Consider the following 16,279-nt stretch of genomic DNA (forward strand, 5'->3'; position numbering starts at 1 on the left):
CTGATTTTACCTTCACACTGCAGGAAAGGTAATTCGTCTCTTTTGAAACATCCTGAACAACAAATGTCTCTTTTCTTGCTGCTGCCTGACCACAGATTCCCCTGCCAAAAGGGATTTTTGTATGTTCGGTTGGTTCGCCGACAAAAGGACCGAGATACAATTCTTTTTTTGCATTATCCGCAATATAGAATCCTACCCAATTGTAGTATGGAACATTTTCTTTTAAAAGTTCACAGATTTTAAACAACTTTTCTTTTGAATCAGCATTACCTTCAACAATGTCAGTAATCTTTTGCAAAAGTAAATCAAAAATCTCTTTTTTATCCACTATGGTCTATATCTTAATGGACAGACAAGGCATCGTTTTGCTTCGTTTTTTAAATCTTCTTTTGATGGAGTTTGCTCAACCAATTTAAAATCTTTGATACGCTCGGCAACCGGCCGGTGGGGGATTTTTATCCGAGGTATGCTAAGTACCTGCCAGTAAACAGGATTAGAAGGCATTAAACCAGTCATTTGACCGAATAATCCACCATTTAAATATTTATCAATCATCCGGGCAATTCTCAAGCCATCACCCACTGCATGGGCAAGGGTCTGTGGACCTCTCACCGCATCGCCACCGGCAAATATCTTTGAATTACCTGCCCTGCCATTTTTCGTAATGATTCTACATCTATCATCAAGATTAATATAGTCACTCAAAAAATCAGTAGATGGAACCTGGCCAATTGCAGAAACGACTTTGTCAACTTCAATCTCAAACTCAGAATTAGCAACTATCTCAACTCTACCCTTTCTACCTTCTGGTGCTCGGGTCTTTGCCATTACTACTTTATTGTTTTTTATACGAACCGGTGTAGTATAAGGATAAATTTTTATTCCCTCTTCTTCTGCCTCAATCTTGTTTTCTTTTTCTGCAGGCATATCTTCTATGCCACGACGATAATATATTGCTACATCATTTCCGCAGCGCAATAGACTCCGTGCTACATCAAATGCGGTATTACCGCCGCCAATCACAGCAACCTTGCCCAATTTAATCGCCTCTCCATTTTTTATCCGGTATAAAACATCAAGTCCACCCAGCGCTGATTCTTCACCTTCAATATGTAGCTTTTCTGATTTGCCGGCACCGGTGGAAATGAATATTGCATTATATTCAGTTATCAACTCAGCCAGATTAATATCCTTACCCACCTCAATATTGGTCTTTATTTCAAATCCCGCCTTTTTAAGCAATTCAATCTCTTCGTCAACAATTGCACGGGGAAGACGGAATTCCGGGATGTACATACTCAACACTCCACCAGGATATTTTTCTTTCTCAAATACCAACACCTGATAACCCTTTCTGCCCAGTTCATAGGCGGCAGTCAAACCGCAAGGACCCGCACCGATTATCGCAATCTTTTCCTTTCTCTTTTTTATCGGGGCTGATGGTTCTTCAGTTTCAACTGCATGCTTGAGGTAACCAATCGCTATTGGTTCATCAATACCCCTTCTGGTACAATTATCCTCACAAGGCGCCGGGCAGATCATTCCAAGAATTTTGAAAAACGGAACGAATGGATATTTGTTTTTATTGCTCACAATCAGATTGATATAATACCAGGGTGCAATACCTGCAGGACAGTTTTTCTCACAGGGCGGTGCATAAAATGTTTCACCACGATATGCATCATAGATATTAAAAAGCCAGAACAGAATCCAGGAACCGAGTAATAGCCAGAAACCAATTGTGAGTTTAATCCAGAGAATCTTTGTCACCAGGATTGAACCATAAAAGAAGATTATAAACATTATACCAGTCAGAATACGCTTGGAATATATCTGACCGCCACCAACGATAAATATTGAGATAATTGCTGAAATTAATTTATTATTATTTCGTTCCATAGGTTATCGCCTTTGTTGGACACTTTTTTACACAATCAAGACATCTGATACAATCAATATTGTATTGAGAAGTATGTATTGGTACATCCATCGGACAGACTGCCTTACACGAATCACAATCAATACATTTTGTTTTATTGACCTGTAATCGAAATAGGCTGAACCTGTTGAATATTGAATATATGGCACCAACCGGACAAAAGGTCCTGCAGAAAAATCTTTTAATATATATAGAGAACTGTATCACAAGGACAAGTATCGCCATCTTTATCCAGAATAGCCAGCCCACAAGCGCCTTGATATCGCCGGTTTTATCAGCCATTACAAGCGGAATTCCTGCCTCAATTATTCCTGCAGGGCACATTTTGCAGAACCAGGGTTCACCACTGATCCAGGCAATAATTCCTGCAACAATCACCAGGACCCCATATTTTAAATAACTAAAGGCTTTTGGCAGGCGCATCTTGAATGTTTTTAACTTGTAAAGCAAATCCTGGAACAATCCAAAAGGACATAGCCAGCCACACGCCATTCTTCCAACCAATGTGCCCACCGCTCCGAAAAAGCTGGCGATATAGAATGGGATTAAATGGAGATTGAAAAAGTGCTGTAACCCACCGATTGGGCAGGAAAAAAGTGATAGAGGACATCCCCAGCAATTCAATATGGGCACACAGCCCTGTTTTAATGGTCCCTGATATATTCCGCCCTGCCATATTGCCGGATAATTACCCAGGGTGATCGCTGAGGCAATAAACTGGATAACTCGCTTTAACTTCATTGTTGCAACCCCATACAGGAAAGGCACATCACCGATGCCACACTCTCGGTCTCGGTAAAGTCACCAACCTTGCCGCCATAAATTATTCCCGCAATAAAAACGACAAGCAAAACAATAATCAAAATAAACCGTTTCATATCACCCCCTATCTATTAAATCCCAAAACCCAAGCACCAATTACCAAACAATCTCTAAATCCTAATTGTTAAAAACATTCTGTTCTTAAAAACTGAATTCTGCTTTATGACAAGGATTTTGAATTTGGAATGTGGGAATTGGATATTCTTTTTATTCATCAAAAGATGCTGGTCAAAACTGCCTTTACACCGCGGAATGGTTCTTCAAACCTGCACACCCCACCGGAGCAGACAAGTCCACCTTTTTCACCACCGATTCTTAATCTCAAATTATGCCTTGTCGTCAAATCAAGGCTCAACTCCAGCATAGGCCAGAATGTTTCTTCACCTAATTTTTCTATTAGCCATGTAGGAACGCGATCTCTCTTTTCGGCGCGCAGGGTTAAAACAAACCTTTCTGGTTTACCAATGGATATTGATGCTGCCCTATCTGTATAATCACTTGTATCACTCGTCACCATTGTCTGCTCAAGTCCGGCCTCAACAAAGAATGTGCCAAAATCATACTGTAATTCAAGATACGGCTTGGTCTCGGTTTTTTTCTGAACCGGCAATTCGATCTTTTGTTTGATTATATGGTCGACCCCGAAACTAATTTCTGACAATTCAGTGGGATGGGTTATTGCCTTTGCTCCTTGTTCTAATACGCCACCCATATTTTCTTTTAGATAAAAGAGCTCTTCAAATCTGCTTAAATTCTTATTGTGGGTTGAAACCTTATTGTTATCAATCTCAACCGATAAAAAATCAAATGGTGATGCGACAATGGCTACACCATAACCAACCTCGTCAACACCCCGGTTTACTGATATACCAGATTTAATCGGTGTGGGTGGCTCGTTATAACGATATTCTGCGCCACCAAAACCAAGGTCTTTATAATCAATATACTGGAGTGAGATACCAAATCCTGATAAGGACAATCCAGTAGTAAATAGATATCCATCACCCTTTAATCTACCACCCACCTTTGGAATAGTTCCCAGGTGCTGGGCGTATTCAAAATAATTTTCCCAGGGTCCGAGTTTCAAATTGATATTGCCACCGAATAATTCAGTGAATGCCTTGGGCGTTAAGTCGTTCGTTTTATGAATCCTTACATACCTACCACCGATACTCGTGTTCAATCCCCAGGGGTTATTAAAGTTTAAGATCCTTGTCTCCAGATTTGCACCACGAACTTTATCGGTAGTATCATTCTTTATTGTATATTGCAGTTCTTCAAAAAAGATGTTCCGTGGTTTGCCGGTTATTAGAGTCAGCTGGCTTTTAAACCCATTCAATTCTGCCTTTAAACCATATAGCGAATTATCGTTGTTAAAATCTTCGTCAAGAAATTGATTTAAACATAGACCCCTGCCGAATGTCATGTAATATCTACCATACATGATATTTACCGGGTCTTTTTTATACTGGGCGGCATAATCAATATAATAAAGTTTATCAAGTGAATGCAAAGAAGGGTCCCAGAAGAAAAATATCCCACGCAGGGTTATATCTTTGTAATCGAGTGATAGTTTCAATTTTTCGGTTATATGGTCTTTATAATTTGCCGAATCAAGCCTTGAATCAACAAAGAGCCAGTATTCAGCACGGTTGGAACCAGTAATACGAAGATCCTGGGCAAAACTGCTGGGGGAAGTAATAGATATTAGTAAAATAAAAATTACCAGCGTCCCAACCCTAACCTTTAAACTACCTTCTTTTTTGAAATTTGATATTTGGAATTTGTCAATTATCATCTGTGTGGATTTCATAACTTTACTCATGACATTTGCCTTTACAATCACCCTTGCAGTTTTTACCCGCAAGACAGCGGACTTTCTCAACAATTATCTCTTCGTCGCCCGGCTTGTATCCTTGATGTACAAATACGATTTTCTTTTCCTGGTTAATAATAAAACTCGTGGGCATTGCCTGAACATTGTAAAGGTCGCGCATTATATTATCTGGATCAAGGACAACCACATATTTCCATTTATGGCTCAATGCAAATGGCTTTACCTTTGGAACTGCCCTTGCCTTATCCTGACTGATTGCCAGCATCTGCAATCCAAGGGAATCAAATTCATCATAATATGGTTTAAGTGCATCAAGCTCTTTTATACACATCTTACACCATAATGCCCAGAAACTCATAAAGACCGGTCCCTTCTTCAGCAAAGAATCAAGGCAGACAGTATTACCATCCACATCCTGTAAGGTAAAATCAGGTGCATTGGGTAATTCTTTTTCCTGGGCATGTGCAAAGACAAAAACAAATAAAATACACAAAGCAATCCACGGGCGATACTGCAAATCCCGATTTCTTTTTCGGGATGATACTGCAAACGAAGTGATACTGCGATTATCTTGTTTCATTTTGCCTCCTCAAATTTTGTTGATATTGTTTGCATTATTTCTTTTGTATCCATATTTTGAATAAAAACGGTTGCCCGCAATTTTGAAGCAGGGATGTTATGGTTGAATTCAAAGTGCTGGGTAAGGCTGTCCGGATACTCAAGGTCTACAGGAAATTCGTATAATGCCCGACATACCCGATAAAGTGTTGTGTAGGCACCCGGCAGGCTGTCTTCAGTAACGGCAATAAATCCCTTTATCTGCCCCTGTGGGATTGTATCTGCGGCCACTATCTTTAAATTAAAAAAGGCATTAGATGGCTCGGTAAATGCACTGTCAATGCTGAGGTTATAATAAGGTATCTTTGTCCGTGCGATTTGGTAATGTTCCCTGTAAACACCAGCATATTTTTCTGGCATCGGTTCGAATACTGCATCATCTCCATCAAAGACGACAAAGGGGACATTAAATCCGGTATTATAAAAATCCTTACGCTCTTGTGCCTTTGGTATCGTATATGGTCCGTGAATATGATAACAGACAACGACCAAGGTATCTCCTGTATTATTCGCCACGCTATCAATCAATGCCCGCTCCGCGAGCATACAGAAACCTCAGGCATCCTCAGTAAACAACTCAGCCAGCACTGTCCTGCTTGTAGGTTCAGGAAATTTAACCTTTGGTGCATCAGAACAAAAAACAAATAATAATGGAATTAGGATTAGTTTTTTCATAGTTTGAAATTATACACAAAAACCCCAATAAGTCAATATTTTAAGAAAGACCCATTATTCTGCCCTGCTCATCAATATCAATCTTTATTGCATTGGGATTTTTTGCCAGACCAGGCATAAGATTTATCTCACCGGCAAGGGGAACCAAAAAACCTGCACCCGATGAAACCTTTATTTCAGTTATTGTTATTTTAAATTTCTCGGGTACACCGTATAACTTCGGGTCGTCACTCAATGATCGATTAGTCTTGGCAATACAAACCGGCAATTTATCAAAACCAAGTTTCTCCAGCCGCTTTATATCCTTTTCTGCCTTCGGAGTATATATTACTTTTTCTGCACCATAAATTTGAAAAGCAACCTTTTCTATTTTCCTTTCTATAGGATCTTCTAAATCATACAAATAAGTTTGAGCGGCTTGAAAATTTTCGGACGCCTTCATTACTTCCATTGCAAGTTCTACGGCGCCTTCGCTTCCTTTAGTAAATACTTCTATTTCAACACAGGGTGTGCTGTTTTCGTAACAAAAAGATTTTACAATTTCAATTTCTTCTGGTGTATCATCAGCAAAAATATTTAAACCAACAACTACAGGTATATTAAATTTTCTTATATTTTCAATATGTTTCTTCAAATTTGGTAATCCTTTTTTTAGATGCTCAATCGTTCCTGTTTTTAGATTTTTTTCATCTGCGCCACCATGCAATTTTAAAGCCCTGATTGTCGCTACTACGACTCCAGCGTTAACCCTAAGACCACCGACCCTGCATACAATATTAAAAAACTTTTCTGCGCCAAGGTCCGTACCAAAACCAGCCTCGGTAACAACATAGTCACAGAGTTTAAGCGCGATTTTCATTGAAATTAAACTGCAGGTCCCATAGGCGATATTGGCGAAAGGCCCAATGTGGATAAAGGCAGGTGTGTGTTCAATAGTTTGAACCAGATTCGGTTTTATCGCATCCTTTAATAAAACTGTCATTGCGCCGCAGACGCCAAGTTGCTCAGCAAAAACAGGATTTCCAGCCATATCAAATGCCACAAGTATTTTGCATAGTCTCTCTTTTAATTCCTTGATTGAAGTTGATAATCCAAGTATCGCCATCACTTCACTTGCCGCGGTTATTATAAATCCATCTTCCCTTGCCGGTCCGTTTGCCTTTCCACCCAGTCCTACAACTATATTTCTTAAAGCACGGTCATTCATATCCATTGTTCTTGGAAAAAGAATTTCTCGCTCATCTATCTGGAGTTGATTTCCAAAATGTATATGATTATCCAGCACAGCAGAGAGAAGATTGTGAGCAGAAGATACCGAATGGATATCACCGGTAAAATGGAGATTTATATCTTCCATTGGTAAGACCTGGGCATAACCGCCGCCTGCTGCACCACCTTTTATTCCAAAAACCGGTCCTAAAGAAGGTTCACGCAGGGTGACGATTGAACTTTTACCCAAACGATTGATTGCCATACTCAATCCGATTGCTGCGGTTGTCTTACCTTCGCCGTAAGCTGTAGGTGTAATTGCACTTACCAAAATTAATTTGCCATCAGGGTTGTCTTTTATCTGCTCAAAAAATTTTAAGGAAATCTTCGCTTTATAATGTCCAAAAGGCAAAACAAGTTCATCCGGGATATTCAATTTCTTCGTTATCTCTGAAATATGCAATAGTTTTGTCTTACGTGCAATCTCAATGTCTGATTCCATCAATCCTCTTTTGGTGCATAATGAGAGAATTGCATTGTATAAATTCCTCTACCCTGGGTTACGGACCTTAAATCGGTTGCATAACCAAATGATTTTGCGAGGGTAAGTGTGGCGGTGATGATTTTTTCTTTTTTGTTTGTCTCAATATTTAATATCTGAGCCTTACGAGAATTAAGGTCATTAAGCACATCACCAAGATAATCTTCAGGAACTACTATTTCCAGGGACATTACCGGTTCAAGTAAAATAGGTTTTCCATTCATAAATGCCTCACGCATTGCAAGTTGCGCAGCAACCTGGAATGAAAGTTCAGATGAATCAACTGGATGGTATGAGCCATCAATGATATTCACCTCAATATTTACAATCGGATAGCCCATATAAATCCCCGTCTCACATTGTTCTTTTATGCCCTTTTCAATAGCAGGAATGAATTGTTTTGGAATGGTGCCTTCTTTGATCTTATTATTAATAACAATCCCCTCTTTATTCAATGGACTTAACTGGAGTTTTACTACACCATATTGACCCTTACCGCCGGTCTGTTTTATAAATCTTCCTTCAGCGATTGCAGGTTGGGTTATTGTCTCACGGTAAGAGACCTGCGGTTTGCTCACATAGCAATCAACCCCATACTCCCTTTTTAACCTATCAGTAATTATATCAAGATGGAGTTCTCCCATTCCTGATATTATGCGCTGTCCTGTCTCCTCATCAATCTTTACCCTGAATGTAGGGTCTTCCACCTGCAGATACTTAAGGGCATTATCAAGTTTTTCATCATCCATTTTTGTTTTCGGCTCCAGGGAAACAAATATCACAGGTTCAGGAAACTGTATTGGTTCGAAGGTAATAGGATGTTTTGGATCACACAATGTATAACCAGTTTTTGATTCACGAATGCCGGTGATAACGCCGATCTCCCCTACACCCAATTGCTGAACTTCATCTCTTTTATTTGCATGCATTAGATACATTCTACCAATTCTATCAACCCGATCCGGTGGAAATACTTTGACTTTGTCACCCGTATTTATTGTCCCTGAATATACACGAATGTAATATAGCAGTCCGAGATGCGGGTCGGTCTGGGTCTTAAAGAGAAGTGCCGAAAATGGTGCATCAATTGATGGCTCCCTGGTCTCCCATTTCCCGGTCTCTGGATTTTCACCTTTTACTGGTGGTAAATCAACGGGCGAAGGAAGATAATCAAGGACTGCATCTATCAGGGGTTGTACGCCACGATTACGCAGGGCACTACCGCATAAAACTGGAAAGAAATGTAGATTCAATATTCCCTTTCTTAAAACTTCCTTTATTTTTTCTATACTTATTGGAATATCGGAGAAGTAACTTTCAAATAGGTCTTCATCATATTCTGCGAGTATTTCCAGCAATTCGGTGCGTAATTGTTTTATCTCCTCCTGATATTCCTGTGGAACTGATTCACTGTGATAATGTATGCCTTCCTCATCGTCCCAATAGATTGCCTTCTGTTCAATTATATCAATCACACCTTTAAATCTATCTTCAGCACCTATTGGAATCTGGAGAATAACGGGTTTAAGGGAAAGTTTATCTTTCATTTGTTTAATTACCCGATAAAAATCTGCACCAAGCCGGTCCATTTTATTGACAAAGGCAATTCTCGGCACCCGATATCGGTCTGCTTGGCGCCAGACAGTCTCACTCTGGGGCTGGACTCCACCGACTGCACAAAATATCGCAATCAGACCATCAAGGACTTTCATTGACCTTTCAACTTCTATTGTGAAATCAACATGACCCGGTGTATCAATGATATTTATCCTGTGGTTCTTCCAGTAAACTGTTGTTGCGGCTGCAGTTATTGTAATCCCCCTTTCTCTCTCCTGGGGCATCCAGTCCATTGTTGCTGACCCTTCATCAACCTCACCAATCTTTCTTATCTTTCCTGTATAAAATAATATTCTTTCTGTTGTCGTAGTTTTGCCTGCATCAATATGGGCAGCAAGTCCTATATTTCTGATTAACTTAAGGTCTTGCATAGCATTATTATACATAGAATATCATCTTCATTCAAGTGTTATTCTTTTATTCTTCTTGATGGCTTCACAGTGGATTTTATTTCATCTTTATTTGCATGTCCGACACTCAGCGGTATATTCTTATATGTGATTATCACAAACTCATCAAAACTGTTCGGCCTTTTTATACTCTCACCCCGCAATATTTTTTTCAGTTCCCATTCTTTGACTTCAACAGCATTCTTCTTTGCACCAGGTCCGAATATCTGAACAAAATCATTGTCTGGTTTGAGACTTGTGCCATAAATCCTACCAACTTCAAGTCCTTTCCTTATCCCTGATATCTCAATGAAGGCATAGGCTTCGGGGGTTGAAATAAAATATTTATCCTGTCTCTGAAAAACAGCATAGTCATTGAACCTAATATTCGTTATATCATATTGCCTTGAAAATAATTCAATAACTTTATTTTGATATTCAATCTTTCCATGATAGCCGGGTCTTAATTGTGGTACACCCCGTTTGGTTATTCGGGCAATAAAGAATGGTGCAGTATCATTGTCCTGGGGTAAAATTCTAACGCAGTTCTTAACCCTTATATCAAAATGCTCTTTTTCCCAGGATAATACACCTTCACGAAATTTGAAATGTGGGATGTTTATGGACAGTATTTCAGCCTCCGGGAATTTTTTTAAAAGATAATCAATCACCCCTTCGTTTTCTTCGGGTGCAATCGTGCAGGTAGAATAGACCATAGTTCCACCCGGTTTTAATGCCCTGAATGCAGAAACAATCAATCCTTTCTGAATTCGTGCCATTTTCTGGATATTTTTAATACCCCAGTGATATAAAACCTTTTTTGACTTTCTTATCGTTCCCTCTGCAGAACAGGGGGCATCAATGAGTATCTTATCAAAATAATTGGGCAGGACATCTCCAACCTTCTCTCCGGGGATTGAAATCAAAACTTCATTCAATAGACCACATTTTTTTACATTATGTATTAGACTTGAAACCCTTTTATAATCAATCTCATTGGCAACGATTAAACCTTTATTACCCATTAATTGTGCAATCTGTGTCGTTTTTGAACCGGGTGAGGCACAAAGGTCAAGGACTACATCATCTGGTTTCGGTTCAAGGACAACTACCGGAATCATAGAAGCAATTTCCTGGACATATATGAAACCCAGCTGATGGGTGAAGTGATTCCCAATACCATGGCCAGTTTCTATCACATAGGCATCATTTAAAAAATTTAATGGTTTAAGGTTAAAATCTTTTAATAAACTAAGAATGACTTCTTTCTTAGCCTTCAAAGTATTCAATCTGACCGATATTCTCTGGGGTTTGTTCAAAAAATCGGTAAATTCCTTAAAATCCGGGATTATTTTTTCATATCTTGAATAAATATTTAGAATATTCATATGGGATTATACGGAATTATTACTATAAGTCAAGAAATATAAAATAATTTATGATAATATTCTGTTCCTATCCTGCACATCTGTTCAATATTGAAACATGAGATTGCAAAAAACCTATGAAATTCCTTCTATTATTCAGGCACGGATTTTGCTTTATAAAAATATCAGGAGTGATAATGAGACCTTTTCAACCTATTTTGGCCCGCAGAGTTTTCCCTCTGATTGAACACAATAATAACGAAATGCAGATATCATTGACAAAAAGGGGAGATTGATTATACTATGTTGAGGGATTATATGGAAAAAAATAAACTCGCCTTCCTTAGATTCATTTTGATACTAACGACGATACTGGTGATGACTTATTCAAAGAAAGGACTCCATTTTGGAGAACCCGGGTATACAGTAGCCCTAATTTATTTTATAATCAGTCTTATTTTTAGCCGACTGCCTGAGAAAATTATAGGTAGACCCTGGTTTTCATTTTTATCATTTTTATTTGACATCATCATAATCTCACTTGCGATATATTTGACCGAAGGAGTTCAGACCGATTTTTATCTAATTTATTTTCTTGCAATATTTATATCCTCAGTGAGTCAGAGTGTGAACGGTAGTATTTTTATTTCAATCGTTGCCAGTGTTATCTACGCCTGGCTTATTCATCGCGAATACCCTGATATTTCTTTTCTGGACTCAAGATTTTTAATTAGAATACCATTTTTATTTGTAATATCACTGGTGAGTAGTTACTGGGCAGAATCTACCCGAAGGGAATTGAGAAAAAAAGAAGAACTTGAAAAATTCAATATTGAATTAAAAAAGGAAGTGGAACGGATAACCGCGCGTGAGGTTGAATTAAGACTATATAACGAAAGGATTATAAATAGTGTGGCAAGCGGAATAATGGTGGTAAAAAAGGATGGTGTGATTACCACATTAAATCCTGAGGCGGAAAGGGTATTTGGTTACAAAAAAGAAGAACTGCTTGAGTTTAATATAAAAAGTATCAGTGGCACAGAAAATTTATGGCAAAAAATTGAACAGGCAATAAAAACAGGAAAACCAATAATTCGTGATGAGGTAGAAATTTTAAATAAAAATGGTGATATTATCCCTATCGGTTTTAATATTTCATTACTTGAAACACAGAACAAAGAAATATCAGGTTGCGTGCTCATATTCAAGGACTTATCTGAAATTAGAAAACTTGAAGAAAAGGTAAAACAAAACGAAAGACTTTCTTATCTCGGTAAGATGGCAAGCTGGGTAGCCCATGAGATTCGCAATCCCTTGACCTCCATTGATGGCTTCGCCCAATTGTTGATGAATGCCAGCGATAAAGATAAGATTAAAATGTATATTGAAGAGATTCGCAAAGGCACCCAACGGATAAATCATATCATTGATGATATTCTCACTTTTGCCCGTTCCAGAAAAATGGAATTTAAAAAGGTAGATTTAAAAGACTTAATGAACGAGATAATAAAAACCATAAATGTAAAAGCAATATTTGAAGAAAATGGTGAATCAATTGTTCAGGGTGAAGAAGAATCACTTCGTCGTCTTTTTGTTAATCTTATAACAAACAGCGTAGAGGCAATGGAGGAAAGTGGTTTGATAAGGATTAAATTTGAAAAACAGAACGATTATTTAATTACCCATGTCATTGATAATGGCAAAGGCATTGATGAAAAAGATTTAAAAAATATCTTCACACCATTTTTTACAACCAAACCCAGAGGCACTGGGTTGGGACTGGCGATTGTAAAAAAAATTGTTGATGACCATAAAGGTAAGATTGAAATACAGAGTAAACTCGGACAGGGGACAAAGATATCAATCTATCTTCCTGTCTGGAAGGAGGTTTAGATGAAGAAAAAAATACTTGTTTTGGATGATGAAGAGCCAATAAGAGTTTTATTAAAAGAGGTATTAAACGATGATTATGAAGTTGTATTATGCGATAACGGAAAAGAGGCGATAAAACACATAACCAAAGAAAAGTTTGACCTGCTCATTACCGATATCAAAATGCCTGGAACACACGGGTTTGAGGTAATTGAACGAATAAGGGAAAGAAATAAAGATATACCAATAGTGATATGTTCAGCCTATAAACTACTTGAAGATGATATTGTCGTTAAAACTTCTGGAGTGGCCGCATTTATAACAAAACCAATTGAAATTAAAGAGCTAAAAGCAAAGGTTTTTGAATTGATAGGGGTATAAAGATATAATGCGCATCGGCGAATTATTAATAAGAAGTGGCATTATCAATGAAGAACAGCTAAATGAGGCATTAAAAATACAAGAAAAAAGCAAAAAGAAAATAGGTGAAATATTGATTGAATTAGGATATTTAAACCCACGTGACCTTATCTGGCTTTTAAGTGAGCAGGCATCCATTCCGTTTATTGAGTTAAAACCGGAAATGCTTGACAGCAAACTTATTCTTTCTTTTCCTGAAAAATTGCTATATAAATACTGTGCCATTCCATTGTATGAAATAGAGGGCAAACTGTATATCGCAATCGGGAATCCTACCGAAAAAGAAGGTATTGAAAAAATAAAAGAATTTACAAAGAAAGAGGTCGTTTTATCCGCTTCTGAGCCTGAAAAAATTATACAACTTTTAGATAAATTCTTCCTTGCCGAGCAATCCGAGAAAATAATAGGTGAAGAAAATTTTATCGGCGACATTAATATAAATATCTCAAAAGATGGGGCTATTATTGAATTTATTGATGAAAGCGGCAAAATAAAAAACTATAAAATAGTTGGAAACATTACAATAAAATATATAAGTTCCGAAAAGAAAGAAGAATTATGACCGAGATCAAAAAATTACTCAAGCATACAGTTGAATCAAAGGCAAGCGACTTGCATCTCAGTGCAGGCTCACCAATTATGACCAGAATCCATGGTTCAATGAAAAAATTGAGTGACAATGATGCAAATCCGGAGTTGATTCGCAAACTGGTCTATGATATATTAAACGAAGAGCAGAAGGCAATTTTGGAAAAAGAAAGAGAGATTGATTTTTCACTCCATATCCCGGATATCGGTCGTTTCCGGGTAAACATCTTCCATCAGCGGCAGGGCTTAGGTGCGGTATTCAGGGTTATACCACAACAAATCCCAACAATGGAAGAACTTGGACTTCCCAAAGTCTTACAAGAATTGATAGATCTTGACTATGGTTTGATACTCGTCACCGGGCCCACCGGAAGCGGTAAATCAACGACCCTGGCGGCAATGATAGACTATATCAATACCAATAAAGACGGTCATATAATAACGATTGAAGACCCCATTGAGTTTATCCATAAATCTAAAAATTGTATTGTAAATCAGAGAGAAGTGGGTTCTGATACCCATTCATTCAGCAATGCCCTGAGAAGTGCATTAAGAGAAGACCCTGATTATATCCTGGTCGGTGAAATGCGTGATTTAGAAACAATAAGCCTTGCCCTTACCGCAGCCGAGACTGGCCATCTGGTATTTGGGACATTACATACCTCAAGTGCATCAAAGACTGTGACAAGGGTAATTGATGTCTTTCCCGCGGACCAGCAGGACCGCATAAGAGTTCAATTATCCGAATCATTACAGGGCGTGATTGCCCAGAGGCTTTATCCAAGAAGAGACCAGCCTGGCAGGGTTGCCGCCTTTGAGATTTTGATTGCCACCCAGGCGGTGCGCAATTTGATTCGCGAACAAAAGGTCTATCAAATCGAATCAGTAATTCAGACAGGCAAACAATTTGGTATGCAGGATATGGAGCAATCAAAAAGAAAACTCGTCGCCGACGGAAAACTTGCGCCTGAATATTTAAAAGAAAGACTCACCCTCTATTAGTTCTTAATATCATAATCCTGTTTCCCACTTGATTTTTCTAAATTTAGCCTTATAATATAAAAATTTTTTATTAAAAGGAGGTCAGATGCATCCATTATTCTGGCTTACGCCTGTTGGTTCAGTGCTGGCGCTTTTATTTGCATGGTATCTTTCTTTGAGTGTAAGAAAATTTGATGAAGGGACTGAACTGATGCGTGAGATTGCCCGGGCAGTAAGGGAAGGGGCAAGGGCATATATAAAAAGACAATATGGCGTTGTTACAATCTTTTTTGCTGTAGTCTTTGTAATCTTATTGATCATAGCATTGAATCGTATGCTTCCAATTTATGTTCCATTTGCATTTATAACCGGTGGTTTCTTTTCAGGATTATCTGGATTCATTGGACTTACACAGGCGACGAATTCTTCAGCGCGCACTGCCAATGCAGCAAGACAGAGTTTGAACAGTGGTCTAAGGGTGGCATTTGCCGCTGGTGGTGTAATGGGGTTTGTCGTCGTGGGCTTGAGCCTATTAGATCTGAGCATCTGGTTTGTATTATTGAACTGGATCTATAGAAATCTACCCGAGGCGCAGAAGATACAAAACATTACATCAACAATGATATGCTTTGGAATGGGTGCATCTTTCCAGGCATTATTTGCCCGTGTTGGTGGTGGCATATTCACCAAGGCGGCTGATGTTGGTGCGGATTTGGTAGGTAAGGTTGAGGCAGGAATTCCTGAAGATGACCCGCGCAATCCTGCAGTCATTGCGGACAATGTGGGTGATAATGTTGGTGATGTGGCAGGCATGGGCGCCGACCTTTATGAATCCTATGTAGGTTCAATCATTGCCACAATGGCACTGGCGGTCGCTGCAGGTCTCGGCATTCAAGGTGTGGTTGTCCCGCAGGTGATGGCAACGGTTGGTGTGCTCTGCTCAATCATTGGCACATTTCTGGTGAGTACAAAAGAAGATGCAACCCAGGCCGCATTATTGACTGCCTTGCGTCGCGGAATATGGAGTTCAAGTATTTTGATTGCAATAATTTCCGCGATTGTGATAAAATATCTCCTTCCTGATCATTTCGGATTATACTGGGCGATCCTTGCCGGACTTGCCGCGGGTGTATTTATTGGATTTAATACTGAATTTTTTACTTCGGATAATTATTCACCGACTCGGAGTATATCAGATAGTTCAAAGACCGGTCCGGCAACCGTGATTCTCAATGGCATTAGCGTAGGAATGCTCTCCACTGCACCCGCAGTGATTGCGGTTGTAGTAGCGGTCTTATGTGCATATTATTTAAGCGGGGGGATGCACAGCCCGAATTTGGGGTTATTCGGTGTCTCCCTTGCCGCTGTAGGAATGCTCTCAACCCTTGGTATTACCCTTGCCAC

Annotated in this window: 15 protein-coding genes; 5 read left to right on the forward strand and 10 right to left on the reverse strand. The window is 38.9% G+C overall.

All coding sequences use genetic code 11. The annotated features are described in order from the left end of the window. The 10 genes from ABIL69_10725 to ABIL69_10770 form a co-directional block, all read right to left on the reverse strand. Positions 1-328 (reverse strand): GAF domain-containing protein (locus ABIL69_10725; GenBank protein MEO0124460.1); only part of this gene is annotated, 328 nt, incomplete at its 3' end. Then, the gene (locus ABIL69_10730) at positions 328-1,899 is read right to left on the reverse strand and encodes an FAD-dependent oxidoreductase (protein MEO0124461.1); all 1,572 of its coding nucleotides are present in this window, start codon (positions 1,897-1,899) and stop codon (positions 328-330) included. The genes ABIL69_10730 and ABIL69_10725, both read right to left, overlap by 1 nt. Further along, positions 1,886-2,680: a 4Fe-4S binding protein gene (locus ABIL69_10735; protein ID MEO0124462.1), complete on the reverse strand. Its 795-nt coding sequence runs from the start codon at positions 2,678-2,680 to the stop codon at positions 1,886-1,888. Before ABIL69_10735 ends, ABIL69_10730 begins: the two co-directional genes overlap by 14 nt. Continuing rightward, the gene (locus ABIL69_10740) at positions 2,677-2,817 is read right to left on the reverse strand and encodes a hypothetical protein (protein ID MEO0124463.1); all 141 of its coding nucleotides are present in this window, start codon (positions 2,815-2,817) and stop codon (positions 2,677-2,679) included. Before ABIL69_10740 ends, ABIL69_10735 begins: the two co-directional genes overlap by 4 nt. Positions 2,818-2,975: 158 nt before the next feature. Continuing rightward, positions 2,976-4,574 (reverse strand): DUF6029 family protein, encoded by a 1,599-nt coding sequence (locus ABIL69_10745; protein MEO0124464.1) that lies wholly within the window; start codon positions 4,572-4,574, stop codon positions 2,976-2,978. Between the two features lie 4 nt (positions 4,575-4,578). Further along, the gene (locus ABIL69_10750) at positions 4,579-5,178 is read right to left on the reverse strand and encodes a TlpA disulfide reductase family protein (GenBank protein MEO0124465.1); all 600 of its coding nucleotides are present in this window, start codon (positions 5,176-5,178) and stop codon (positions 4,579-4,581) included. Beyond that, the gene (locus ABIL69_10755; protein ID MEO0124466.1) at positions 5,175-5,762 is read right to left on the reverse strand and encodes a hypothetical protein; all 588 of its coding nucleotides are present in this window, start codon (positions 5,760-5,762) and stop codon (positions 5,175-5,177) included. Before ABIL69_10755 ends, ABIL69_10750 begins: the two co-directional genes overlap by 4 nt. A 169-nt stretch (positions 5,763-5,931) precedes the next feature. Next, positions 5,932-7,602, reverse strand: a complete 1,671-nt coding sequence (locus ABIL69_10760) for a formate--tetrahydrofolate ligase (protein MEO0124467.1) — start codon at positions 7,600-7,602, stop codon at positions 5,932-5,934. After that, entirely contained in the window at positions 7,602-9,629 is a 2,028-nt protein-coding gene (gene fusA, locus ABIL69_10765) for an elongation factor G (protein MEO0124468.1), read from the reverse strand. The genes ABIL69_10760 and fusA overlap by 1 nt, the downstream gene beginning before the upstream one ends. Before the next feature lie 38 nt (positions 9,630-9,667). Next, on the reverse strand, positions 9,668-11,035 hold the full coding sequence (locus ABIL69_10770) for an RsmB/NOP family class I SAM-dependent RNA methyltransferase (protein MEO0124469.1): 1,368 nt from the start codon (positions 11,033-11,035) through the stop codon (positions 9,668-9,670). Between the two features lie 297 nt (positions 11,036-11,332). On the opposite strand from ABIL69_10770, the gene ABIL69_10775 reads away from it, so the two are divergent. The 5 genes from ABIL69_10775 to ABIL69_10795 form a co-directional block, all read left to right on the forward strand. After that, complete coding sequence (locus ABIL69_10775; protein ID MEO0124470.1) at positions 11,333-12,907, forward strand: ATP-binding protein; 1,575 nt, start codon at positions 11,333-11,335, stop codon at positions 12,905-12,907. Continuing rightward, a complete protein-coding gene (locus ABIL69_10780) occupies positions 12,908-13,267 on the forward strand; it encodes a response regulator (protein ID MEO0124471.1) in 360 nt (119 codons plus the stop codon). A gap of 7 nt (positions 13,268-13,274) precedes the next feature. After that, positions 13,275-13,868 carry a hypothetical protein gene (locus tag ABIL69_10785; protein MEO0124472.1) on the forward strand — a complete coding sequence of 198 codons (594 nt, stop codon included), beginning with the start codon at positions 13,275-13,277 and terminating at the stop codon, positions 13,866-13,868. Beyond that, the gene (locus ABIL69_10790) at positions 13,865-14,896 is read left to right on the forward strand and encodes a type IV pilus twitching motility protein PilT (GenBank protein ID MEO0124473.1); all 1,032 of its coding nucleotides are present in this window, start codon (positions 13,865-13,867) and stop codon (positions 14,894-14,896) included. Before ABIL69_10785 ends, ABIL69_10790 begins: the two co-directional genes overlap by 4 nt. An 85-nt stretch (positions 14,897-14,981) precedes the next feature. Continuing rightward, positions 14,982-16,279, forward strand: a 1,298-nt coding sequence (locus ABIL69_10795; protein MEO0124474.1) for a sodium/proton-translocating pyrophosphatase, incomplete at its 3' end; no start/stop codon positions are given.

The sequence above is a fragment of the candidate division WOR-3 bacterium genome (assembly GCA_039802005.1).
Classification (GTDB): Bacteria; Hydrothermota; Tepidihabitantia; order SM23-42; family JAOAFX01; genus JAOAFX01.